Consider the following 24,864-nt stretch of genomic DNA (forward strand, 5'->3'; position numbering starts at 1 on the left):
TCGTTAAACCTCGATTGTTGACCATTTGCGGTCTTGCCAAAAATACACCATGGCCCAAGTAAAGACCAAACGGTAAAGGATTTGTCCAATCCAAATTGCAGTCAGTCCCATACCCAAATACGGACCCACCAGCCACGCCAGTGGCAAGAAGAAAATCCACTGTAAGGCAAACGATATTTTCATGGTGCGGGTGGTGTCGCCGGCGCCATTGATGGTGTTAAATAGCACGATGCCGATACACTCTACACCCAATGAGATGGCCGCCAGTTGTAAGGGCAGGCGGGTGATATCAATCACCGCTTGATCGGTTAAAAACACTTTCAATATCAAATCAGGGAACAGCACCACGGGCAGCATCAAAACCGCCGCTGTCATACAAGCCAACTTCACCGTGTCCCAACCCCATTGGTGTGCTGCATCGACGTCTTTTTTGCCCAGTGCCTGACCGACCAAGGTGGCGCCGCCGAGGCCAAAACCCATGGCAGGCAGTAAACCCACCAACATCAAATTAATGATGACATTGGCACCGGCCAATTCTTGGGTGCCTACCTGACCAATGATCCAGTACAAAGCAGCAAAGCCTGCGGCAAAAAAGAACTGCTGTACCGATGAAGGCACCGAGGTCTTGATCATCTGTTGTACCGTGGCTTTGGTCGGCAGGTTCTCCATGAAACCATAACCGCGGGTGTGTTTGAAGCCACAGTAAAAATAATAAAACACCGCCAAGGTGATAGAAATACTGGTACCCAAGCCAGCACCATAAGTACCCAAAGCCGGCATACCCAACTTACCGAAAATAAGCACATAACTGATGATGATGTTACTGGTGTGGGCAAAAAGCAGGGCTTTCAGATAAACCTTGGTCATGTTAATGGCACTCCAGTAACCGCGAAAACTGAAGTGTACAGCGAGTGAAATCAAACCCAAAAACCGTGCTTGTAAATAAGGCGTGCCTTGTTCCATGACCAGCGGATCTGGGTTGAACCAAGAGATCAAATAAGGCGATATGAAATACAACAGCACCGTCATCGGTAGGGCCGCAATTAGAATCAGTAAAAGAGCCGCATTCAAAGGGTAGGCGGCTTGTTGTTCTTTACTTTCTCCCATGCGCCTGGAAACCATGGCCTGTACCCCAGCACTCAACCCCAGCAAAAATGCCACACACATGTAATTCAAAAAACCACCCAATCCCACCGCTGCCAGCGCTGGCGCACCGAGGCGACCGACCATCGCCGTGTCTACCAGGTTCAATATATTTTGCGACATCATGCCGCCGATGATGGGCAAAGAAAGCGCCAAAATGGCTTTCGAGCGTTTTTTATCAAGCATGGCACTATATTAGCGATAATAATTTTATTGTGTTTATTTTTTATTATTAATTTGAGCAGGTTCTGATTTATTTTGCGAGTAAGTGGTAGTAACACCATTTATTATTAATTAAAGGAAAATAAAATGAACATAAAAAGAACCCTAATGATGACATCTTTACTTGCAGGATTTTCCCATGCCCATGCCAACGATTTAACCCAAATGGTAAAAATCAATGAAGGTCACTATGCCACTTTTGGTGATGATGGTCGAGTGATAGAACTGGCTACCAACGCCCATATGATGCAACAATTTGACCAAGAACTGACTGATGCTTATGTAGCAGATACCAAGGTTGCCATTGAGTCTGCCACCAAGAGCGGTTCTTTTTCAGACGCTTATTTATGTGGCTACCGTGCTGATCAAGACATCATCAACCAAGGACCTGTCATTGCCAACGGTAACATAACGCTTGATGGTCGTGCTCGTGTTTGGTTTCAACCAGGTCCATTTCCACCATCGCCTAATTTTGCCTACACTCGAGTGAAATCTAAACTCAAGAGCTTCTTCGCTGATGGTACTTTGGCTGAACGTGATTATCAAATTGATCGTGACCCCAGTGCCAATGCCAATGCCATTTTCACCACTGACAGCACCAACCAAGTCTTGGCCAACTATTCATCATCTTTTGCTCAGGCTCAAGTCAGTCTCGCTGGCGTTGATCGCTTTACTTGGGTAGTCAGGTCAGAGTTTATTGTAGATAACCCAGTATCAGATGATGGCAGCGTGCCTCAAGATCAAGATTGTTACAATGCTTTTTCTGTCAGAGAATTCAATTCTGTAGACCTTTGATTCTTATGGTTTAAAAAAACGTCCTAACGAAATAGAAATGAGAATGGCCCCTTGGTAAAATCCAAGGGGTTTTTTGTTGGGCTGAAAATAAGGTTAAACACAGTGACAACAACTGAGAAATAATTGGGTCATTGACAAGACACCAGCAGGCCTGAATTTTCAAAAAAACGCCACTTACGTGGCGCTTTATCAGCAACGAGTACGTTGTTATTCATCCCCATCATAATCAAAACGTTTGTGTTGGCGTGCTTTGCGCTTCAGTTGTTGGTGTTCTCTGCGCAACTTGGCGTGTTCAGCACGATGCGCCAATCGGGCCTCAACTTGTGCCAACTGTTCGGGGCTGAGGAATTCAGCCATTTCAGTTTTTGCTTGGGCATGAATTTCATTTTTAGCCTCTTGCATGCGTAATTGAGTACGTGCTTTGACTTCTGCCATTTGCTCTTTTTGGCTGGCTGTTAGGTTCAACTTGTTTTCGCGGTCTTTGGGGCCTGCCATCACTTGGGCTGACATGATCATTAATAAAATAAGTGTGGTTGGTTTCATAATTTCACCTGTTGGTTTAAGTTGATATTCATTGTAATGATCAATGTTGCAAGCAATATGCAAACAATGTGAAACCGTTATGAGCGCACTGATTAAGTTTATTTATCGACAAACTTATAGCCACAACCATAAACCGCCTGAATATACTCATGTGCATCAAGGCGTTTCAATTTTTGTCTGATTTTTTTGATGTGGCTGTCAATGGTGCGGTCTGAAACGATGCGACCATCGGTATAAACCGCATCCATCAGTTGCTCTCGGTTAAAAATCCGATTGGGCTGGGTACTGAGTTTTTGTAACAACCTGAACTCAACCGCCGTCAGGTTCAAAGCCGCATGGTCATCAGAGACCATGAGCTGGCGTTCATCCATAGTCAGGCTTTGTGATGCTTTTGGATCGGTATTTTTATTTCGCAGTTGTACTTTGACTCGGGCCACCAACTCCCTGGGGCTATAAGGCTTACAGACATAATCGTTGGCGCCGATTTCTAAACCTATGATGCGATCTATTTCCTCAACTTTAGCCGTGGTCATGATGATTGGCACACCGCTGAATAGCCGTATTTCCTTACAAATTTCAATGCCATTTTTGGCTGGCAACATCAGATCTAATAAAACCACATCCACGGCATTGTTCTTGATGAACGCCGCCACTGCCTCACCGCTGTGATTGATGCTGGCTTCGATACCTTCTCGGTGCAAATAATCACGCATCAGTTCAGCCAAGTTGACCTCATCTTCAACAATCAATACATGATTTTCAGGCATGTTGCGGCAACCTCACCGTCATACACACACCACCCATCTCTGACTCACTGGCAACAATGCTGCCTCCATGTGCATCAACAATGTTTTTTACGATGGCCAAACCCAAGCCAGAACCTCCGGTTTGTTTGTTGCGAGAGGCCTCATTGCGGTACAAACGATCAAACATTTGTGCCATTTCATGTGGCAATAAGCCAGGTTCACTGTCGGCTATTGTTATGACATATTCATCAGATCCTTTACCTACACTGAAACACAGCTCTATTTCACCACCTGGGTTGGTATATGTAATGGCGTTGGTGAGTAAGTTGGTAAACAGTTGTTGTAAGCGCGCCCCATCACCCATGACATGGGCGCTCGAATCAATGGCCTCCATATTTGTTTTTATGCTGATATGCTTGTCAGCAGCTGGCAATGATAAGGCTGCCACAACCGACTGAATGATGGGTTTAATCGCTGTGGCTTGCATTTGGTATTGCATGCTGCCCAAGTCAGCAACACTGAGTTGGTGTAAATCTTGAATCAACCGGCCCAGTGAGGTCACTTGTTGGTGCAACAAGTTAAGATTTTTGTCATCCGCTTGGTGGATGCCATCTTGGATCGCTTCGATTTGCGCCTGTAACACCGCGACGGGTGTACGCAGTTCGTGCGCAATGTCAGCCATCATTTTCTTTTGTACATCGGCATTAGATTGCAGGGTGCTGGTCAATAAATTAAAGTTTTTACCCAATTGTCCCAGTTCATCATTGCGACGAATAGCCGCTCTGGCCGAATAGTCTCCTGCCGCTGCTTCCTTGGTGGCGGTAATCAACTGTAATATGGGTTTTGAAAAATATTTAGATATGGGCACAGAGGCCACCACCACCAAAATCAAAACCAAAGCGCCCAACAACCAAATGTGTTGGCCAATGTTGTTCGCAAAAGTGGCTGCGGCCGCTTGTCTGTTTTGCTTGTTTTTTTGGGTTATTAAATAGCCCACCACTTGTTTGTCAAAAAACAGCGGTGTTTCTAAATAGGGCAGGTTGTTATTGACCTTAACACCGACCACCAATTGTTTCTCTGCGTCCAACAATACAAACTTTGATGCCAAGCGTGCCAAACGGTCGCGTTCCCGTTGATCGGGTATTTTTACTCCTTTAAAGCGCCTGTTGCTGTTGACAAAGCTGACTTCTCTCGCTGCTTGCCTGATTACCCTTTTCCACAAGCCATTGTTGTCTTGTAACTCTGCAAAATTTTGGCGCTTTTTGTAATGGTTTTGCAGCGTTTCTACCACTTGCTGAACCAAGTTGTCATCCAAACTTTGTTTGTACAGCCTGAACTCACGATCAACCCCTTGGCGCAAAGCCAAAGACAACACCAAAACCAATGCCACCGTTAACAACAGCAGCATGGTGAAGACTTTGATTTGGATAGAGTGAAAGTTCATCAGAGCATGATGTCACAAAATTGTGCAAGAAAAAAGGAAACTGAACGGCATTTACAGGTTGATTAAAAGCAGTTTTAACTGCGGTTTTTTCTGTAAATTTTGAAGCGGTGTTATTTTCCGATGCAAAAACTGGAGAAAATTTCACCCAATAAATCATCAGAAGAAAAATCACCGGTGATTTCATTCAAGGCGTTTTGGGCCAATCGCAACTCTTCGGCTGACAACTCGCCTTGGTTGTGTGCCAATTGTTGTTCAGCGGCATCAATGTGGGCTTGGGTCAGTTTTAATTGTTCGATGTGCCTGACGCGGGCGGTGAAACTGTTTTCATTCAAGCCGCCAGAAGTCACTCTATCGACAATGGTTTGCCGCAGTGCGTCAATGCCTGTCTGCGCTTTGGCCGACACCACCAGTGCTTGAGCTGACAAAGGATGGTCTTGGCTCAGCAAGTCTGACTTATTGATGACGGTGATGTGGTTGTCCTCATCATCATTGACTGCATCATTGACTGCTATTGGGCTGTCATCACTGCCATCTATCACATGCAACACCACATCGGCTTGTTGTTTCATTTTCAAAGCACGCTCAATGCCTTGTTGTTCGATTGGGTTGTCAGTTTCATGAATCCCAGCGGTGTCTATCAAGCGCACCGGAATGCCAGCAATCACCACATCTTCTTTGATCACGTCACGGGTGGTGCCGGCCACCTCTGAAATGATCGCTGTATCCTCTTCAGTCAAACAGTTCAATAAGGATGATTTTCCAGCGTTGGGTTTACCAATGATAGCAATGCTGATGCCTTGGTTCAGTACCACTCCGGTTTGGGTTTTGGCCAAGGTGGCTTGCATGGTTTGGTTCAGCTTGGACAGCTGTTGTTTTAAGCGGCTGTCTGATAAAAAATCAATCTCTTCTTCCGGAAAGTCTATCGCTGACTCAACCCAGACTCGGGTCTCAATCAATAATGTCAAAATGTCATTGATGTGTGCTGAAAACGTGCCTTGTAACGAACGTTGCGAGGCCAATACAGCTTGTTCCGAACCGCTGGCAATCACATCAGCAATGGCTTCGGCTTGCACCAAATCTATCTTTTCATTCAGGTATGCGCGCTCAGAAAACTCACCGGGTCTGGCCATGCGTGCACCGAGACTGATGACTTCCTTAAGTACCATGTTCATCACCACATGACCACCATGGCCTTGGAGTTCAACCACATCCTCCCCGGTAAACGATGCTGGGCCTTGAAAAAACAACACAAGACCTGAGTCAATGGTTTGATCTTGTTGGTTTTTGAATGTTGCGAAGTGTGCGTGGCGGACCTTGAGGTCTGCTAATTGGCTGATGCGCAAAGCGATGGTTTTGGCATCAAAACCTGAAATGCGGATGATGCCGACACCACCGGTACCAGGCGGCGATGCAATGGCAGCGATGGTGTCGGCGGTGTGGGTCATGTTTGTACTTGTTACTTAGCTACTGACAGGTTTTTTGTTGTCATCTTGTGCTTCGATGCGTTTGGTAATCACCCACTGTTGTGCCAATGACAACACCGAGTTAACCGCCCAATAAAGCACCAGTCCTGACTGGAAGAAAGCAAACATGATTGAAAACACAATCGGCATTGCTTTCATGATCTTGGCCTGCATTGGATCCATGCCTGGAGTAGGTGACAAGCGTTGTGTCATGATCATCGCCGCAGCATTGATCGCTGGCAAGATGAAATATGGATCTGGTGATGACAAATCTTGTAACCAAAGAATAAACGGCGCTTGGCGCAGTTCAACAGATTCTAGCAGCACCCAGTAAAGCGCGATGAAGACAGGTATTTGTATTAATATAGGTAAACAACCACCTAAGGGGTTAACCTTTTCTTTCTGGTACAAGCCCATCATTTCTTGATTGAACTTCTGTTTGTCGTCTTTATAACGTTCTTTCAGCACAGTGATGCGTGGTTGTAGTTGGCGCATCCTGGCCATTGATTTGTACTGTGCTTCTGATAATTTAAAGAACAACAATTTAATCAAAACCGTTAATAATACAATTGCCCAGCCCCAGTTACCCACCACACTGTGGATTTTCTCAAGCACCCAAAACAGGGGTTTGGAGATGGCGGTAAAAACACCATAATCAACGGTTAAATCTAAACCCTTGGCGATTTGTGGCAATTCTTTTTGTAATTTGGGGCCCACATACCAAGTGGATTCGAATGCAGTTGTGGCACCGGCATTGACTGCTTTGTTGTTGGTAACTATTTGGGCCAGGTAAGGGTGCGTGTTATTGGGTCGGTATTTGGTCAACAATTGTGCTTGGTTGGTACTGGGTATCACACCAGCAAAGAAATAGTGTTGTACCATCGCCACCCAAGCATCTTGGCCCAGGTTGATGTTCATCACACCTTCTTGAATTTCATCAAAATCTCGGGTTTCATAACCTTCTTCACTGTCAAAAAATCCGACACCTTTGAAAGAATACTTACCGGCATCAGTGAATGAAGGATCATTACCTAACCAAGGGTTGTTTCTCATTAACTGTTGGTATTCTGAAACGTTCCAGTTTTCACCGGTGTTATTAGTCAACGTCTGAGTGACCTTGATGGCGTAACTGTTGGGGTCAATTTCATACCTTTTAACTAAGGTACCCTCTGGTTTTTGGTGGGTAAATTCGATGCTGGTTACGGTGTCGTTGATTTGTACAGAAGGGGTGTTGGTTTGGTACACATCGTTGTGAGTAAAGTTCACGCCTTGAGTTACCAAGCCTGCATCCATTTTGAACTTGTTATTTCTGTGATCCATCAGTACCACATGTACCGCTTCATTGGCTTTCTTCAGTGGGTATTTTTTAAGCTCTGCATAGACCAATGCCGCCCCTTTAGCCGCAAACTCCAATTTTAATAAAGGTGTTTCAACTTCAGCTATCACTTTTGTCGCTGAACCACCTGCCTGCACAGCTGGTAGATCACTGTCAGTGATTGCGTTGTTATTCAGTGGCTGTGGGATGTCTTCATTGGTTGGGCTGGTTGCACTGGGAACATCATCAACCAACGAGTCCATGTTAGGTGTGGTAATTGTTTGGCTGCTTACTGCATCATTACTTACCGTTTTTGGTCCGTAGTCTTTTTGCCATTCGGTATAAAGAATAAAACCCAAAAACATCAGAATAATTAAATATAAGTTCTTGTTGTTCATTATTTTTTCTCAGTTTGTGACCACAGTTGGTTTAAAAAGGCCAACAATTCAGTATTGGTATATCGTGCGGAGCCTGGTTTTGCCATGATGACATATTCGGCGGTATTTAGATTTTGCTTGGTTCGAAATGATTCTCTGATCAAGCGTTTGATTCGGTTTCTTTGAACAGCCGTTTTGTGCACTTTCTTCGAAACCACCATACCCATTTTACTGGATGTGGTATTGTCATTGAAGTGAATCAAAAGGGTAAAGGCCCGATTATGTATTCTTTTTGACTTACTAAAAACCCGACTGTAATCGAGTCGGGTTAATAATCTTTTGCCTTTCGGGAATTGTTCCAAGACACACCTGAAGGCTAAATATCAATCAGTCTGTGAGTTAAGCAGCCAGTCTTTTTCTGCCCTTGGCACGTCTTGCATTGATGACAGCACGACCACCAGCAGTTTTCATACGAGCTCTGAAACCGTGGGTTCTGGCTCTTTTTAAGTTACTTGGTTGAAATGTTCTTTTCATGATTCTCTACCTGTTAAATATATCGCTTTGGACATGCTTACAGCACGCCGCTAAAAAGGCCGTGCATCATACTGTTTTTTTGGGTTTTTTTCAAGTGTTTTTTGAATTGTCCCGATTTCCCTGGCTGTTAATAGATATTGTCAATCAATTGGTGTATCAATGGGTGTGGTATTAAGTGCTTTCAAAGAGACTCATACACACACTTAGATGTGGGTTTTAGAATGATTATTTGCTATACTGATGCGTTCGTTTGAAACCTTTAAACACGACTCGGTGGCGTCACCGCCTGTTGGACATAAAATTAGAAACCATGTGGGAACATTGTCTTAAAAGACTGGAAGCAGAAATACCGAAAGACGATATTTTATTGTGGATTAGGCCGCTTGAAGTTAATGTCACCCAACAGCAAGTTAACTTATTTGCTGCCAATGATGTTGTTCTTAATAAAGTCAAAACACAATATTACAAATTAATTCAAGCTGCCATCAAGGAAGTTTTTGGCGATGCGTTTGATGCCAGTTTATTGCTACAAAAATCATCTGCAACACATGCCACTGAAGCATTTGATGCGGTTGAAACCAAAATCAATATTCCTTCGAACCTTGACAGCCGTTTCACTTTTGACAGTTTTATCGAAGGCCGATCAAACACCATTGCTTTGGCAGCCGCTTTACAAACAGCACAAACTCCAAATCCAGAATTCAATCCTTTGTTGCTTTATGGCAGCACCGGTTTGGGTAAAACCCATTTGATGCATGCCATTGGCAACGAAATCACCCAACAAAACCCAGATGAGGTGGTGTGTTATTTACATTCCGAAATATATGTTAACGAGATGGTTAAGGCCATTCAACAAAAATCAATGGAAGGGTTTAAACACAAATACCGATCTGTTACCACCTTGCTGATAGATGATATTCAGTTTTTTGCGCGCAAAGAACGTACCCAAGAAGAGTTTTTTCACACCTTTAACTATTTGCTTGAAGGGCAAAAACGGGTCATCATCACTTGTGATCGATACCCCAAAGAAGTTTCGGGCCTAGAATCTCGTCTGAAATCACGTTTGGGTTGGGGCATTGTGGTGCCGATTGATCCACCCGATTACGAAACCAGAGTGGCTATATTGAAAGAAAAATCATTACAGTTTGGTTTTTCAATACCGGATGATGTGGCTTTTTATATTGCTAAACAACTCAACTCTAATATCCGTGAACTAGAGGGTGCTTTGAGTACTTTGAAAGCCAATGCGTTTTTTACTGGCAAAAGCATAGATTTGGCATATACCAAACAGATTTTAAAAGAATTGTTTAAGGTCAATCACCAAATAGTTTCTGTAGAAAATATCCAAAAGACCACCGCACAATATTACAATGTGAAATTATCTGAACTATTAGGTAAGAGCAGGAAACGCTCGATTGTACGACCCAGACAATTGGCCATGTATTTAGCCAAAGAACTAACAGACAAAAGTTACCCTGAAATTGGTGAGCTTTTTGGTGGCAGAGATCACACCACGGTACTTCATGCGTACCGTAAGTTCACCGAGTTATTGACAGAAAACAGTGATCTTGATGAAGACAGACAGAAGATTGTGAATAAACTGACTGAATAGTTGTGTAAAGCCTGTGGATAAGTTGTGAACAATAAATAACTTGTTATTCATCAACAAGTTATCCACAGGTTAAAAGTTGTTTTTATTTTATATAAAACATTTAAAAACAATAACTTACACAGTTATCAAACAACTTATTCAATACTATAATTACTATTTTATATATAATATTATGTTATTTAACATCCAAAGAGAAAGTTTATTAGCACCCTTAAACCAAATATGTGGTGTCGTCGAAAAGAAAGGTACCTTACCCGTTCTTAGTAATGTTTTACTTAAACTTGATGGTGATACTTTGTTATTAACCACCAGTGATTTGGATGTAGAAATGCGTTCTGAATGTGTGGTTGACGCACAATCAGAAGGTGAGGTCACGGTTCCAGCTCATAAGTTCTTAGATATATGTAAAGCGTTATCAGATGGATCAATCATTACTTTTTCATATGAATCAGGCAAATGTTTAATCACATCGGGTGACTCTCGTTTCAGCTTAAGTACTTTATCTGCGCAGGAGTTCCCTTTGATAGATGATATGGAATCCTATCAACCCGTCACCATGGGAGCCACAGACCTACAACGTATGTTAAAACAAACTGTGTTTTGTATGGCAGTTCAGGATGTGCGTTACTTTCTTAATGGTTTGTTGTTTGAAGTATTAAATAATAAAATTCGCTGTGTCTCTGCTGATGGTCATCGATTGGCATTGGCTGAATGTGATTACATCAATGACAGTGGATTAAACAAACAAGTATTGGTTCCTCGCAAGGGCGTTTTAGAACTGCAAAAGATGATTCGCGATATTGATCAACCCATCACCATCAATATGGGAGTGAATCACATAAAAATAGAAGTTGAAGGCATCAGCATGACTTCTAAATTAATCGACGGTAAATTTCCAGATTATGAAGCAGTGATTCCATTGAACATGGAAAACAGTTTTGTGGCAGACAGAGAAACATTAAGAAATGCACTGCATCGTGTGGCCATTTTATCGAATGAACAATACAAAGGTGTAAAGTTCAAAATCACGCCTAACAAATTAGAAATCATTGGCCACAATCCAGACCAAGAACAAGCAGAAGATGTCATAACCATTGAAACAGACATCGAAAACATCGAGACTGCATTCAACGTTAATTATATTTTAGATGCCACTCAGGCGATCACTGAAGATGAAATACAATTCAGTTTTAAAGAAGCCTTGTCCAGTTGTTTGATCAAACACCCAGAAAGATTAGATTGTCGCTTGGTAGTCATGCCATTAAGAATTTAGTGCGTATTTTCAAATTCAACAGAAAGTGCAAATAAAGCAACTGAAAATAAGTCACTTTCGGTGTTACGAACACATTGATCTGAGTTTTGATAAGCGCATCAATGTCTTCTATGGCGCCAATGGTTCGGGTAAAACCACTGTGCTGGAAGCTATATATTTTATTTCTACTGGTAAATCATTCCGCTCTAAACGCAACAAAAACCTGATTCAACACGATCAGTCAGGGTTGGCTGTTTTTGCACATTTTTTGGACCAAAGCCACAATCAAAACAACTTGGGCATCACCCTTTCAAAAAGTTTAAAAAAAAAGGTCAAATTGAATCAACAGTCGATTAACAACCAATCCGATGTGGCGCATGTGTTACCGGTGGTTTCAATTGATCCTGATTCGTATTTGTTTTTAGACAAGCCACCACAATTCAGGCGTTCCTATTTTGACTGGTTGGTGTTTCACGTGAAACCTGAGTATTTGGTGATTTGGTCTAAAGTAAATAGATGTCATAAACAATTAAATACCCTGTATAAAGAAAAAAAGCTGCAGGATTTGATTTACTGGGAATCTCAATATATTCACTATGCTAGTCAATTAAATGAATTACGGGAGCAAATTTTTGATGAACTTAAAACCGCAGTCTGTCAAAAGGTGGCATTATTCTTACCAGAGCTTGGTGACTTTGAACCCACATACAGACAGGGCTGGTCTCAAGAAAGGTCGCTTTCTGAGCAAATAAAAATAGATAGGGATAAAAACTTATTGTTTGGCAATCTTTTATCAGGCTGTCACAAGATGGATATAAAATCTAACATCAATAAAAAACCTGCTCATGAAAATTTATCAAGGGGACAAAAAAAAATCATTTCTAGTATTTATTACATCAGCTACATCGAATTACTCAGCGCGCATTTAAGCATCAACCCTATTTTATGCCTTGATGACATGGATGCAGAATTGGATCCTTCAAAAACCGCTATCTTCAGTGATTTTATTCAAAACAGTAACAACCAAATTTTTATCACCACCGTAGATAAAGAAAAACTCTCAACCGATACAAAAGACACTGCAGTGTTTCACGTGGAACATCAGCAAGTCAGTTTGATTTAAAAGCACTGCCTGTCTGCGGTTTTATTACTCCAATAGCCACTTTTCTGGTGTCTAAAAACTGTTATAATGTGTTGTTTTATTTTGGAAAGAAAAGCTCTTATGAGTGAGAATTACGATTCGTCGAACATCAAGGTTTTAAAAGGATTGGATGCGGTCAGAAAGCGTCCTGGCATGTATATTGGAGACACTGACGATGGTACTGGATTACACCACATGGTATTTGAGGTGGTGGACAATTCAATTGATGAAGCTTTGGCTGGACATTGTGACACCATCAAAGTCAGTATCAATGCTGATGGCAGCGTAACGGTATCCGATAATGGCCGTGGTATTCCTACAGACATACATGAAGAAGGTAAATCTGCTGCTGAAGTTATTATGACTGTGTTACATGCAGGTGGTAAGTTCGATGATAATTCATACAAAGTCTCAGGTGGCTTACATGGTGTGGGTGTGTCAGTGGTAAACGCATTGAGTGTGGAATTGAATTTAGAAATTCACCGCAACGGCAACATTTACCAACAAGCTTACAAGATGGGTGTCCCACAAGCTGATTTAGAGGTGGTTGGAACCACTGATGTCACCGGTACACAAGTGCGTTTCTTGCCATCTGAAGAGATTTTTTCTGATGTTGAGTTTCACTTTGATATTTTGGCAAAACGATTGCGTGAGCTGTCTTTCTTAAACTCAGGCGTACGCATTGAACTTAAAGATGAACGCAGCGATGAAGAAAAGATATTTGAATACGAGGGAGGTATCGCTTCTTTCGTTAATTATCTGGCAGAGCGTAAAACACCGCTGCACGAGTCAGTGGTACATTTTAACAATGAAACAGAAGATGGTACCGCAGTAGAGGTTGCTATGCAATGGACTGATTCTTATCGTGAGTCGGTGTTTTGTTTCACCAATAACATCCCACAAAAAGATGGTGGTACTCACTTGGCTGGTTTCAGAGGAGCTTTAACCAGAACCATCAATAACTTCATTAACCAAAACGCCAAGAAAAAAGCCGCTATGACCGGTGATGATTGTCGAGAAGGTTTGATTGCGGTTATTTCTGTGAAATCACCCGATCCTAAATTTTCATCACAGACAAAAGATAAACTGGTTTCATCAGAAATCAAAGGCATTGTTGAGAGCACAGTGGGTGAATATTTGTCTGATTTTCTGTTAGAAAATCCACAGGAAGCAAAAATACTGACCGAAAAAGTCATGGATGCTTCCAGGGCACGTGAGGCAGCCAGGAAAGCCCGTGAGATGACCAGACGCAAAGATGCTTTGGACATTGCTGGATTACCAGGTAAATTAGCTGATTGCCAAGAGAAAGACCCCACGTTGTCAGAGATATTCTTGGTGGAGGGTGACTCTGCGGGTGGTTCGGCCAAACAAGGCAGAAATCGTAAAAACCAAGCCATACTGCCACTGAAAGGTAAAATCCTTAATGTGGAGAAAGCCCGTTTCGATAAAATGTTGTCGTCGGCTGAAGTGGGCACCTTAATCACCGCCCTTGGTTGTGGTATTGGTCAACATGATTTTGACCCAGATAAGCTCAGATACCACAAAGTGATTATCATGACCGATGCAGATGTCGATGGTTCGCACATCAGAACTTTATTGTTAACCTTTTTGTACCGTCAAATGCCAGAGTTGATTGAACGAGGGCATATTTATATTGGCCAACCACCGTTATATAAAGTTAAAAAAGGTAAACAAGAAACTTACCTAAAGGACGATGATGAAATGAATGAGTATCTGCTGAATCGATCTTTAGATGATGTAGAACTTAAATACCAAGATGACTTACCAGCAATGACAGGCGATGTGCTGTATCGCCTGATTAAACAACAAGTTCATGTTAAGAGCGTCATAGAAAGATTGAGTTTACTTTATGATAATAAGGTGATTAACGAGTTGTTATCTTTACCTAAAATCGATCCAGGTAGTCAATCAGTTACAAGTGATTGGGTCAAGCAAGCCAAGGAATTGATGAACCAAGACAATCGCTTGGGTGTGAAATGGGAAGTGTATAACGAACCTGAAGAGGCATGCATGGTGTTTGAAAAAAATGCCAATGGTTTGATTGAAAAAACCACATTGAGCCACATGTTCTTTAAATCAAAAGATTACCAACAGATGATGGAAATCGCTGAACAGAATATAGATTTGCTGCAAGGTGACTCGGTTTTGAAGAAAGGTGAAAAAACGATTGAAATCAATAGTATAAGTGATGTTTTGGAATATCTATTGAGCGTGGCTAAAAAAGGCCTAACCATCAGTCGATTCAAAGGTTTGGGTGAAATGAACCCTGATCAATTGTGGGAAACCACCATGAACCCTGAATCAAGACGCTTATTACAAGTAACCATTGAAGATGCAGTTTCAGCCGACACAGTTTTTTCTACATTGATGGGAGATGTGGTAGAACCACGACGACGATTCATTGAAGAAAATGCCCTGAATGCCAGTAATCTAGACGTTTAAACAGAGATATAAAATGAACGACCAAACCACTCAAAGAATTGAACAAATGCTGGATGATAATTCAGTGTTTTTGTTCATGAAAGGCACACCACAAACCCCAATGTGTGGCTTCTCAAGTAACACCGTAAAAATATTAAAAGATTTGATAGGTGATGATTTTGCTTCTTTTAATGTGCTGGAGGATCCAGAGATTCGAGAGGGCATCAAAACCTATGGTCAATGGCCGACCATTCCACAACTATATGTCAATAAGGAACTGGTTGGAGGCAATGACATCATCTCTGAAATGTTCAATACCGGTGAGTTACATGAATTATTGAACTTACAACAACCCGATAGAACCCCACCAAACATCAGCATTTCTGATGAAGCTTTGTCTCACATCAAAGAAGGTCTGAAAGACATGGGTGATCATCAGTTGTTCTTATCTGTTGACGATGAGTTCAACACCCGTTTCAGTCTAGAAAAACCCAAAGGCTATGAAATAATTGCCGATGTGGGTGATTTAAAAGTATATATGGACATTGGCACGGCAAAACGTACCGATGGTGTTGAAATCAGTTGGGTAGATGAGCTACAAGGCTCAGGGTTGCGCATTAAAAACCCCAATGAACCACCACCAGTTCAAGATTTGTCAGTGGCTGAACTACAAGACTGGTTTGCAACCGAAACAGAAAACCCAAAAGTATATGACGTCAGATCTGCAGATAAAATTGCAGAAGGCACAGTTGATCATGCGGTCAGGTTAGATAAATCTGCCATTGAAGCGATTGAAGCAATGGACAAAGAAACACCGTTGGTTTTTGTTTGTCAGGTGGGACAGTCATCGATGTCAGCAGCAGAATTCTTCCGCAAGAAAGGCTACACCAAAGTATTTAACCTGAGCGGTGGATACAACGCCTGGAATGGTTGATAAAATACAAAAAAAGATGATTAAAAAGCGCCTTATTCAAGGCGCTTTCTTTTTGTTGGCAGCATTAATTCTGAGCCTTATTGAAAGGCCTAACAACCCAGTAAACTCAGAAATTGAAGATCTTTTTGAGCATCGGAAAAGTGATGTTATGGTCGAATTTACTGCGCAAACAAAACGTGTTTTAACAGATGATACCCAGGGCTCAAAGCACCAAAGGTTTATTGTTGATTATGGCGCTTTGACCATACTGATAGCTCACAACATTGACTTGGCTCCCCGAGTACCCATTGAAGTTGGAGACCTGGTTAAAATAAGAGGCGAATATGAATGGAATGAACAAGGTGGTGTGGTGCATTGGACACATCATGACCCACAAAAAAAACGCGTGGGAGGCTGGATAGAATTAGCTGGAAAAAAGTATAAATAAGCTGTAAAAAATATTTTAAAAATAAGCATTAAAAATACTTGCCTAATGTATTGATATATTTTATCATTGCGCACCTCGAAACATTCTAGTTTCGAATCCGTTTATTCAAATGGGTCGTTAGCTCAGCTGGTAGAGCAGTGGACTTTTAATCCATTGGTCATAGGTTCAAATCCTATACGACCCACCATTGATTTCCCCCATTAAACTCAATCTGAACAAAATAAAACATATTTCTGGCAAGTTTTTTTAACGGTTTTAGTTTGGTTAAAAATTAACCAAAAAAACACAGACAAAAAAAATCCATAATGTTTTGATAAAATATTTTAATATCAACAACTTATTAAATTTATACGTGCATATAATAAAAACAATATGAAAGCAGAGCTGGTGGTAATATTGAAAGGAATGATTTGAAGCAAGCAGCAGCGCAAAAAAAAGCGCTGTTTTTGATCAATAACAGCGCTTATAAATCTGTTGATGAGTTGTTGTTAATTTACTGCTTGATGCCTTCAACTGTTACAGTCAACAACAAAGTCTCTGAAGCAGGTCCTAAACTTTTTTTAATGTTATAGTCTTTTAAAGTGATTTCGGTGGTTGCTTCATAACCGCGTCGAAAACCGCCCCAAGGATCTTGTCCTGCACCTGTGAACTCGACTTTCATGGTTTCTTCATTGGTTACACCATTGATGGTTAATTTACCTGTCATGATACCGTGTCCATTTTCTCCTGGTGTAAATGATGTGCTGCTGAAAGTTGCAGTTGGGTTTTCATCAACATTAAGAAAATCTTCACCGCGTAAATGTTTATCACGAGCGGTGTGGTTTGAATTAACACTGGCGGTTTGTACCGTCATTTGTATGCTGGCTTTTTCAGGGCTGTTTTCATCAAACTCGAAGTCGCCTGAAAACTCGTCAAATCTGCCATACAACCAACTGTATCCAAGGTGACTGATTTTGAATTGAACAAAAGCGTGGGCGCCTTTGGTATCTATGGTGTATTTGTCAGCAACTGTCACACCAGCTGTTGACAGTAAAATAAAAGTGATGATTGTTTTCATAAAAAATTCCTATGTCATGCGTTTGAGTGTATCGTCTTTGTCTATGAAATGATGTTTCAAAGCACCGGCTATGTGTAAAACCACTAACGCCATAATGGCATATGAAACATACTCATGGACCCATCCCATGGTATCTACTTGTTGCGCAGAAAACTGTGAAAAAGCCGGAAGTTTTATCTTTTCAAATATAACCAAAGTCTCGCCATCGGCTGTTGCCATTAAATAACCAGTAATGACCATGATGGAAATAAGTAAATAAAAAAGACGCTTTACCCATCTTGAGGCGATGCGTTCTATTTTTTTGTGAGGTTGTGGGAAGTTTGGCCTGTTGCCATAGAATAACTTGAACAATACCCAAGCCCACAGCAACAATAAAATCGTACCTGCGAGAAAGTGTGACTCAGGCAGCGTTTGGTACCATTGGCTGTAATAGTCCAAGTCAACCATATACCAGCCGGAAAAAAACAAACCTATAGTTAGAATGGCCGTTACCCAATGGAGGATTCGAGTTGTTAATGGGTGTTTAGTTGTCATATCATCACCAATCAAATTCAGCAATTACAGGGGTGTGGTCTGAAGGACGTTCCCATTTTCTGGGCTCAATATCGATATAAGCAGCGGTCAACGCCTCAGACATTTCGTCGGTACATAAGACCAAATCAATGCGCAATCCTAAATCACGAGCAAAACCATTCATCCGATAGTCCCACCAACTGAATAAACCGCCCTCATCATGTAATAATCTGAAACTGTCTTGTAGGCCCAGGTCTAAAATACCATTCAAAGCATTACGCTCTTCGGTAGTACATAAAATCTTTTCATGCCATTTTTCTGGATCATGAACATCCCTGTCATCAGGTGCAATATTAAAATCACCCAAGACAACCACGTCATCATATTCATTCATTTGTTGCTCAATAAAAGCAGTCACTTTATCTAGCCAATTGAGTTTATAAGTGAATTTTTCAGTGCCAGGAGCAGAGCCATTAACCACATATAAATCAATGATTCTGACATCATCGACTGTAGCTGCCAATATGCGCCGTTGAGGGTCGTCTAAACCTGGTATATCAGTGATCATATCAGTGGGTTCTTCTTTGGCAATTATTGCCACTCCGTTGTAGGTTTTTTGACCGGAAAAAACCACTTGATAACCAGCGGATTCAATCGCTTTTAACGGAAAATTATCATCGGTCATTTTGGTTTCTTGTAGGGCCAAAATATCCGGCTTAGCAGTGTCTAACCATTGCAGTACATGTTCTAAACGAACGTTTAAGGAGTTGACATTCCAAGAGGCTATTTTCATAAAGTTTTTGATCTATAAAATGGTTATATTTAAGTTATTTTTTATAATTAATAAAACGCAAAAAAGCATCATAAACGGTTATTTTGATCCCCGTGGATTTTTCTGAGGCATACTTTTTACGGCGCCTGAATCTTTTTCTGAAATCAAAACGAGAAGTCTTGTTTCTGACGCGATGGTTGTTTTTTTGATCTTCATCGACCATTTCTTTGGCTATGGAGCGGTCTTTAATCAGAAACAGGCCTTTGATAAAGTTGATCATAAAAAAAACAAAACAGGGTAATTGCTAATATTTTAACAAACCAAGAAACCAATAACATAAAATAAAGGGTTAGTCTGATAACATAATACTTATGCATCGCATCATTGGCATTGATCCTGGTTCGCGCTTTACTGGCGTTGGGATTATAGATACCCACAAACAATCGATACAACATGTTCACCATGAAACAGTGAAATGTGGTGACGGTGATTTTCCAGATCGCCTGAAAACCATCTTTGTGGCGGTGAACGAGTTAATCAAACAATATCAGCCCAATGAAATGGCCATTGAAACAGTATTTATGGCAAAAAACGCCAATGCCGCCATCAAACTGGGACAAGCCAGGGGCGCAGCCATTTGTGCCACGGTGGTGAATGACATCACGGTTCATGAATACGCACCGAAAGCCATCAAACAAGCTGTGGTGGGCAAGGGTGGCGCTGAAAAAGCTCAGGTACAATACATGGTGAAACTTTTGTTGAACCTAACCAACAAAGTACAAAATGATGCTGCTGACGGTTTGGCGGTGGCCATTTGTCATGCCAACAACCGCTGGGCGCAACACCGCTTGGTGGCTAACAACACCAGTAACTGGAGAAATTTTAAGTGATAGGTAGATTACAAGGCACATTGGTTCACGTTGACCCGCCGGCACATTTAATTGTCGATGTGAGTGGTGTTGGGTACGAAGTTGAAGTGCCAACCAGCGTGTTCTTTGAGTTGCCTGAAATCAATCACCAGATGACCTTGGTGATTCATCATTTGGTGCGTGAAGATGCCTCCATCTTGTATGGTTTTCGAAGTTTTGCACAACGAGACTTATTCAGAACTTTATTAAAGGTCAATGGCATCGGAGCCAAATCGGCACTGGCTATACTGTCTACCATGAGTTCTGCGGAGTTTGCGCAAGTGATACAAGAACAAAACGTCACGGCGATTGTAAAAGTACCCGGTATAGGTAAGAAAACCGCCCAAAGGTTGATCATTGAAATGAAGGACAAAGTTGATGTTTCCAGCATGGATGCTGGCGATCCAAACCAGCCACAAGCCAGTCGTTTTGGCATCCTGGCTGAGGCAGAATCTGCATTACAAGCACTTGGGTTCAAACCCACAGAAGCGGTTCAAATGGTAAAACAAGTGGCTAAGGATGACATGAGCGCTGAGGAAATCATTCGCCTGTGTCTACAAGCTAAAGGTGCCGGCTGATGGACAACTCATTTGAAATGGACGACCGTTTGATGGCAGGCTTACCCAGCAGCTCGCAAGAAAAAATCATTGAAGCCAGCATCAGACCACAAACCTTACAAGAGTACTTGGGCCAGAAGGAAGTCAAAGAACAGATGGCACTGTTTATACAAGCAGCCAAAAAACGCCAAGAGTCACTGGATCATGTGTTGATATTTGGGCCTCCTGGTTTGGGTAAAACCACTATGGCACATGTGATAGCCAACGAAATGGGCGTACAAATGCGCCAAACATCTGGACCCGTGTTAGAAAAAGCAGGGGACTTGGCCGCATTATTGACCAACTTACAGCCGCACGATGTGCTATTTATCGACGAAATTCACCGATTATCGCCGGTAGTCGAAGAAGTATTATATCCTGCGATGGAGGATTTCCAAATTGACATCATGATTGGCGAAGGTCCTGCTGCCCGTTCAATCAAATTGGACCTACCGCCCTTCACCTTGGTTGGTGCGACCACTCGTGCGGGCTTGTTAACCTCGCCATTGCGAGATCGTTTTGGCATCGTACAGCGACTGAAGTTTTATGAGACCCAAGATTTAACCCAAATTGTCGCGCGCTCAGCGGACATTTTAAATATCGAAGCCGACGAAGCGGGTTGTGTGGAAGTGGCCAGGCGTTCTCGTGGCACACCGCGTATCGCCAACAGGTTGTTGCGACGGGTACGTGATTTTGCTGAAGTTAAAGGCGATGGGGTAATAACTGAAGCCATTGCATCGGCCGCCATGAACATGTTGCAAGTTGACCACAAAGGATTGGATGAAATGGACAGAAAATTGTTGGAAATCATTACCCAGCAATTTGAAGGTGGTCCAGTAGGTATCAACTCACTGGCTGCGGCCTTATCAGAAGAACGTGGCACGGTGGAAGATGTGATTGAACCTTATTTGATCCAACAAGGTTTGATTGCTCGTACCGCGCGTGGCCGCATTGCTACAGCCAAAACTTGGCAGACCATGGGAATCAGCCCACCCAAAAACAAGTTCAACGAAGATTTATTTGATTAAAAATGAGTAAATACAGCCATCAATTTCGAGTTTATTACGAGGACACGGATGCTGGCGGTGTGGTTTATCACGCCAATTATTTGAACTTTTTTGAACGCACGCGGACTGAATGGTTGCGTTCGAAAGGTTTACAACAAAGTATCATGCGCGAGGAGGCCAATGTTATCTTGGCAATTCGCAACATGAACATAGATTATGTGCTGCCAGCTCGACTGGATGATTTATTAACCGTTACAACCGAAGTCATCAGTCACAGCAAGGTCAGCATGCAAGTACAACAAGAAATGCACGTCGGCGAAACCTTGGTGGCAAAGGCCCAGGTACAGATTGTTAGTTTGAATGCCGAAAAATTCAAACCGATGCGTTTCCCAACCCAGTATTTAGAGGAGTTATTGTTTTGAACGACAGCGGACAATTTTATTATGAAATCATCATGAGCTCATCACTGCCAGTAAAAGCAGTGATGGTTATTTTGATTTTGGCATCGGTGTGGTCATGGGTGATCATATTTTCAAAGGGTCGAATTTTAGCCAATGCCATGAACAAAGCGAAAAAATTTGAGGAGCACTTTTGGTCTGGGGTTGACCTCAACCAGTTATACACCAAACTTTCTGGACAAAAGAACACGGGTTCAGCACGCATATTTGAAGCGGGTTTCAAAGAGTTCAAGCGCAAACAAACAAACGCTGGGGGCATTCGATCAATCGAAGGCTCTGACCGTGCGATGAGGGTGGCCTTGAACCGCGAAATTGAAAAATTAGAAAGCAACCTACCTACTTTAGCCACCATTGGCTCAACCAGCCCCTACATTGGACTGTTTGGTACGGTGGTGGGTATCATGCTGGCCTTTCATGCTTTATCTGATGTGACCCAAGCCACCATCGCTTTGGTTGCTCCTGGTATATCTGAGGCATTGATTGCCACAGCTATGGGTTTATTTGCCGCCATTCCTGCGGTTATTTTTTATAATAAATTCAGTGACAAAGTGGAGCGCATCTATGCTCAATACGATGCTTTTAAAGAAGAATTTTCAGCCATATTGCACCGCCAAATAGGTTAATCAAATGAGGCGTCCCAGAAAGGTCAAAGCAGAAATTAATGTGGTTCCCTACATTGATGTGACTTTGGTGTTGTTGATTATTTTTATGATCACCACGCCACTGATGAACTTGGGTGTTGATGTTAATCTGCCAGAATCAGATGCCAACACCATCACCATTGAAACCGAACCTGCGGTGGTTAATGTCACTGCCAATGGCGACTTGTACCTCAGTATTGGTGGTGAGTATGAGTTGATAGACGCAGAAAGTCTGAGAAAGAAACTCAGTGCTTTTATTAAGGTCAATGATGAAGTGCCGATCATGATTGGAGCCGATGAATCGGTCAGTTATGGTACGGTTTATCAGGCGATGGCCATTGTGCAACAAGCCGGGGCCAAAAAAGTGGGTTTGATCAGTGACCCCATCAAGCCGGAATAAATCGACATGGCCGTCTTGAGTTTCGATTCCGAGCAGACACAAGGCCTGTTGTACTCAGTGGGTCTGCATGTGGCGCTGGTCTTGTTACTGGTATTTGCCAGTGGCCAAGGCCCAGTGATTAAACCACCCAAAGGAGTCGCAATTCAAGCAGAAATCATGGACCTGGATAAGTTTTTAAACAGCCAGAATAAACCCAGCCCCACACCCAAAAAACCTGACCCAGAACCGCCTAAACCCGAAACCAAACCAGAGCCTCAAATCCAACAAACCAAGCCTGAACCACCAAAGGTAGAACCCAAGCCAGAACCCAAGCCGGTCGAAAAGCCAGTCATTAAGCCCAAAGTGGACCCAGTAAAAAGACAAGAAAAAACCGAACGACAAAAACGTTTAGAAGAAATCAGACGCAAACGCCAGGCCGCTGAAGAACAAGCCAACAAACAACCAGAAGTAAAAACCAACAGCAGTGCTGATCAGCCAGTGGCCGAAGATGCCACCCCGCCAGTGGGCGTGGAAAATGGCAGTGAAGACGTGCGTCGCACCAAGTTGACGCTGTATTCGGCAGCCATTCAAGCAGCAGTGACACGGGCTTGGACCCGACCCACGGGAACCCCAGCTGGATTACAGTGTCAAATCAAAGTGAACCAAATACCCGGCGGTGGAGTGATAGATGTATCAATTGGTACCCCTTGTAACGCCAGTGCTGTGGCAAGAAATTCAATCATAAACGCCGTCAAAAAAGCGGACCCACTGCCTTATAAAGGGTTCGAAGATGTTTTTGAGCGGCGTTTGACTTTTACATTCCAATACCTAGGAGACTGATTTATGCAACGCCTCATGCTTTTGAGCCTGTTGATCACAGGATTTATTTTTAACCACACTTCTCATGCTCAATTGAACATCGTTATCCAGGATGGCAACGAATCGGCGTTGCCCATAGCTGTGGCTGATTTTGTTAACAATGGCGATCCCCTGGCGCATGATATGGCCGAGATTATTCGCAATGATTTGGCCAGCTCTGGTCAGTTCAAAGCATTAGATAAAGAGTTGCTTGTGGATCAGCCACGATCAGGCGATGACATTAACTTTGGCACCTGGCGTCTGTTGGGAGCTGATTATTTGTCCTATGGTGATATCAGTTATGTTGATGCCAACCGCATTGAAGTGCGGTTTCGGTTGTCTTCGGTGGCCGAACAAAAACAACTGCTGGCCTTAACTTTGCCACTGAGTAGAACCCAAGCCCGCGCTGGCGCACATTATATCGCTGACCGAATTTATGAGGAAATCATTGGTGTACCTGGTGTGTTTTCAACCAAACTTGCCTATGTCACAGCAGAGAAAATCGGTGCGGACTATAAATACCAGCTTATTGTCGCAGATGCCGATGGTTATGCACCTCAATCCTTAGTGACTTCTAAAGAACCACTGCTGTCACCCACTTGGTCTCCTGATGGTAAGAAACTGGCTTATGTCTCGTTTGAACAAGGAAATTCGGCGATTTATTTACAAGACCTCAGTACCGGTGCAAGAACCTTGATGACCAACTTCAAAGGCATCAACGGCGCGCCAAAATTCTCACCAAATGGACAACGCCTGGCCATTACGTTGTCAAAATCTGGCAACCCAGAAATCTATACCATCAACACCTTCAACAAACAACTCACCCAAATCACCAATCACTGGGGTATTGATACCGAACCTGAATGGGCACCTGATGGTCAATCCTTGTTTTTTACCTCTGATCGCGGTGGCAAGCCACAAATCTATGAGGTGACCTTGGCCAATAAAAATGTCAAGCGAATCACTTTTCAAGGTGACTACAATGCCCGTGCCAGTGTTTCACCTGATGGCAAATACCTGGCCATGGTGCACGGTAACAACAACCGCTATCAAATTGCGTTGTTGCACCGCCCTTCCAATACTTTGCAGCTGCTGAGTCAAGGCGCACTGGATGAAACCCCCAGCTTTGCCCCCAATGGTGCCATGGTTTTGTATGCGACTAAAAACAGTGCCGGCCAAGGGTTGCTGAGGGCGGTGTCCACTGATGCCCACACATCCAATGACTTGGTGCAAGCCAATGTTGATGTCCGTGAGCCCAGTTGGTCGCCTTTGCTGAAATAGTTAA

At 42.6% G+C, this 24,864-nt stretch carries 27 protein-coding genes and 1 tRNA gene; 16 read left to right on the plus strand and 12 right to left on the minus strand.

All coding sequences use genetic code 11. The features are described 5' to 3' along the window. Nucleotides 1-3 precede the first annotated feature (3 nt). Nucleotides 4-1,329, minus strand: coding sequence for an MATE family efflux transporter (locus QNI24_RS01455; protein ID WP_267175639.1), 1,326 nt, complete (start codon nt 1,327-1,329; stop codon nt 4-6). A 123-nt stretch (nt 1,330-1,452) separates the two neighbouring features. On the opposite strand from QNI24_RS01455, the gene QNI24_RS01460 reads away from it, so the two are divergent. Then, nucleotides 1,453-2,160: a hypothetical protein gene (locus QNI24_RS01460; protein ID WP_267175640.1), complete on the plus strand. Its 708-nt coding sequence runs from the start codon at nt 1,453-1,455 to the stop codon at nt 2,158-2,160. Between the two features lie 207 nt (nt 2,161-2,367). Here the strand turns inward: QNI24_RS01460 and QNI24_RS01465 are convergent, their stop codons facing one another. The 7 genes from QNI24_RS01465 to rpmH all read right to left on the minus strand — a co-directional run bounded on the left by QNI24_RS01465 (nt 2,368) and on the right by rpmH (nt 8,582). Beyond that, a complete protein-coding gene (locus tag QNI24_RS01465; protein WP_267175641.1) occupies nt 2,368-2,703 on the minus strand; it encodes a hypothetical protein in 336 nt (111 codons plus the stop codon). A gap of 98 nt (nt 2,704-2,801) precedes the next feature. Continuing rightward, a complete protein-coding gene (locus tag QNI24_RS01470) occupies nt 2,802-3,470 on the minus strand; it encodes a response regulator (RefSeq protein WP_267175642.1) in 669 nt (222 codons plus the stop codon). Continuing rightward, nucleotides 3,463-4,893 (minus strand): ATP-binding protein, encoded by a 1,431-nt coding sequence (locus QNI24_RS01475; protein WP_267175643.1) that lies wholly within the window; start codon nt 4,891-4,893, stop codon nt 3,463-3,465. Before QNI24_RS01475 ends, QNI24_RS01470 begins: the two co-directional genes overlap by 8 nt. Nucleotides 4,894-5,003: 110 nt before the next feature. After that, entirely contained in the window at nt 5,004-6,338 is a 1,335-nt protein-coding gene (mnmE, locus tag QNI24_RS01480; RefSeq protein WP_267175644.1) for a tRNA uridine-5-carboxymethylaminomethyl(34) synthesis GTPase MnmE, read from the minus strand. Nucleotides 6,339-6,353: 15 nt separating this feature from the next. Next, the gene (yidC, locus tag QNI24_RS01485; protein ID WP_267175645.1) at nt 6,354-8,069 is read right to left on the minus strand and encodes a membrane protein insertase YidC; all 1,716 of its coding nucleotides are present in this window, start codon (nt 8,067-8,069) and stop codon (nt 6,354-6,356) included. Next, a complete protein-coding gene (gene rnpA / locus QNI24_RS01490; protein WP_267175646.1) occupies nt 8,069-8,410 on the minus strand; it encodes a ribonuclease P protein component in 342 nt (113 codons plus the stop codon). The genes yidC and rnpA overlap by 1 nt, the downstream gene beginning before the upstream one ends. A 37-nt stretch (nt 8,411-8,447) precedes the next feature. Further along, nucleotides 8,448-8,582: a 50S ribosomal protein L34 gene (rpmH, locus tag QNI24_RS01495; protein ID WP_077411775.1), complete on the minus strand. Its 135-nt coding sequence runs from the start codon at nt 8,580-8,582 to the stop codon at nt 8,448-8,450. 310 nt (nt 8,583-8,892) lie between these two features. On the opposite strand from rpmH, the gene dnaA reads away from it, so the two are divergent. The 7 genes from dnaA to QNI24_RS01530 all read left to right on the plus strand — a co-directional run bounded on the left by dnaA (nt 8,893) and on the right by QNI24_RS01530 (nt 16,577). After that, complete coding sequence (gene dnaA, locus QNI24_RS01500; RefSeq protein ID WP_267175862.1) at nt 8,893-10,194, plus strand: chromosomal replication initiator protein DnaA; 1,302 nt, start codon at nt 8,893-8,895, stop codon at nt 10,192-10,194. Between the two features lie 172 nt (nt 10,195-10,366). Then, nucleotides 10,367-11,467 (plus strand): DNA polymerase III subunit beta, encoded by a 1,101-nt coding sequence (dnaN, locus tag QNI24_RS01505; protein WP_267175647.1) that lies wholly within the window; start codon nt 10,367-10,369, stop codon nt 11,465-11,467. A 25-nt stretch (nt 11,468-11,492) separates the two neighbouring features. Next, the gene (recF, locus tag QNI24_RS01510; protein ID WP_267175648.1) at nt 11,493-12,569 is read left to right on the plus strand and encodes a DNA replication/repair protein RecF; all 1,077 of its coding nucleotides are present in this window, start codon (nt 11,493-11,495) and stop codon (nt 12,567-12,569) included. Between the two features lie 99 nt (nt 12,570-12,668). Beyond that, nucleotides 12,669-15,050, plus strand: a complete 2,382-nt coding sequence (gene gyrB / locus QNI24_RS01515) for a DNA topoisomerase (ATP-hydrolyzing) subunit B (protein WP_267175649.1) — start codon at nt 12,669-12,671, stop codon at nt 15,048-15,050. 13 nt (nt 15,051-15,063) lie between these two features. Continuing rightward, on the plus strand, nt 15,064-15,963 hold the full coding sequence (gene grxD / locus QNI24_RS01520) for a Grx4 family monothiol glutaredoxin (protein WP_283708462.1): 900 nt from the start codon (nt 15,064-15,066) through the stop codon (nt 15,961-15,963). Continuing rightward, nucleotides 15,956-16,390: a DUF3465 domain-containing protein gene (locus QNI24_RS01525; protein ID WP_267175650.1), complete on the plus strand. Its 435-nt coding sequence runs from the start codon at nt 15,956-15,958 to the stop codon at nt 16,388-16,390. Before grxD ends, QNI24_RS01525 begins: the two co-directional genes overlap by 8 nt. A gap of 111 nt (nt 16,391-16,501) precedes the next feature. Then, a tRNA-Lys gene (locus QNI24_RS01530) sits at nt 16,502-16,577 on the plus strand. 306 nt (nt 16,578-16,883) lie between these two features. Here QNI24_RS01530 and QNI24_RS01535 read toward each other — a convergent pair. From QNI24_RS01535 to QNI24_RS01550, 4 genes are read right to left on the minus strand one after another with little or no spacing between them, the layout of a single operon-like run. Further along, nucleotides 16,884-17,447: a YceI family protein gene (locus tag QNI24_RS01535; protein WP_267175651.1), complete on the minus strand. Its 564-nt coding sequence runs from the start codon at nt 17,445-17,447 to the stop codon at nt 16,884-16,886. 9 nt (nt 17,448-17,456) lie between these two features. Next, nucleotides 17,457-17,981 (minus strand): cytochrome b, encoded by a 525-nt coding sequence (locus tag QNI24_RS01540; RefSeq protein ID WP_267175652.1) that lies wholly within the window; start codon nt 17,979-17,981, stop codon nt 17,457-17,459. A gap of 4 nt (nt 17,982-17,985) precedes the next feature. Next, nucleotides 17,986-18,753: an exodeoxyribonuclease III gene (gene xth / locus QNI24_RS01545; RefSeq protein ID WP_267175653.1), complete on the minus strand. Its 768-nt coding sequence runs from the start codon at nt 18,751-18,753 to the stop codon at nt 17,986-17,988. A 34-nt stretch (nt 18,754-18,787) separates the two neighbouring features. Continuing rightward, the gene (locus QNI24_RS01550) at nt 18,788-19,012 is read right to left on the minus strand and encodes a hypothetical protein (protein WP_267175654.1); all 225 of its coding nucleotides are present in this window, start codon (nt 19,010-19,012) and stop codon (nt 18,788-18,790) included. A 91-nt stretch (nt 19,013-19,103) separates the two neighbouring features. On the opposite strand from QNI24_RS01550, the gene ruvC reads away from it, so the two are divergent. The 8 genes from ruvC to tolB are packed head-to-tail and all read left to right on the plus strand — an operon-like array spanning nt 19,104 to nt 24,860. Continuing rightward, nucleotides 19,104-19,622, plus strand: a complete 519-nt coding sequence (gene ruvC, locus QNI24_RS01555) for a crossover junction endodeoxyribonuclease RuvC (protein ID WP_267175655.1) — start codon at nt 19,104-19,106, stop codon at nt 19,620-19,622. After that, nucleotides 19,619-20,218: a Holliday junction branch migration protein RuvA gene (ruvA, locus tag QNI24_RS01560; protein ID WP_267175656.1), complete on the plus strand. Its 600-nt coding sequence runs from the start codon at nt 19,619-19,621 to the stop codon at nt 20,216-20,218. The genes ruvC and ruvA overlap by 4 nt, the downstream gene beginning before the upstream one ends. A 17-nt stretch (nt 20,219-20,235) precedes the next feature. Beyond that, the gene (gene ruvB, locus QNI24_RS01565) at nt 20,236-21,264 is read left to right on the plus strand and encodes a Holliday junction branch migration DNA helicase RuvB (protein WP_410174827.1); all 1,029 of its coding nucleotides are present in this window, start codon (nt 20,236-20,238) and stop codon (nt 21,262-21,264) included. A 2-nt stretch (nt 21,265-21,266) separates the two neighbouring features. Further along, a complete protein-coding gene (ybgC, locus tag QNI24_RS01570) occupies nt 21,267-21,665 on the plus strand; it encodes a tol-pal system-associated acyl-CoA thioesterase (protein ID WP_267175658.1) in 399 nt (132 codons plus the stop codon). Between the two features lie 32 nt (nt 21,666-21,697). After that, nucleotides 21,698-22,324: a protein TolQ gene (tolQ, locus tag QNI24_RS01575; protein WP_267175659.1), complete on the plus strand. Its 627-nt coding sequence runs from the start codon at nt 21,698-21,700 to the stop codon at nt 22,322-22,324. Between the two features lie 4 nt (nt 22,325-22,328). After that, complete coding sequence (locus QNI24_RS01580) at nt 22,329-22,742, plus strand: ExbD/TolR family protein (protein WP_267175660.1); 414 nt, start codon at nt 22,329-22,331, stop codon at nt 22,740-22,742. A 6-nt stretch (nt 22,743-22,748) separates the two neighbouring features. Continuing rightward, a complete protein-coding gene (locus QNI24_RS01585) occupies nt 22,749-23,561 on the plus strand; it encodes an energy transducer TonB (RefSeq protein WP_267175661.1) in 813 nt (270 codons plus the stop codon). A gap of 3 nt (nt 23,562-23,564) precedes the next feature. Continuing rightward, a complete protein-coding gene (gene tolB, locus QNI24_RS01590; RefSeq protein WP_267175662.1) occupies nt 23,565-24,860 on the plus strand; it encodes a Tol-Pal system beta propeller repeat protein TolB in 1,296 nt (431 codons plus the stop codon). The last annotated feature ends 4 nt before the right edge of the window (nt 24,861-24,864 follow it).

This window comes from Marinicella marina, assembly GCF_030065545.1.
Lineage (GTDB): Bacteria > Pseudomonadota > Gammaproteobacteria > Xanthomonadales > Marinicellaceae > Marinicella > Marinicella marina.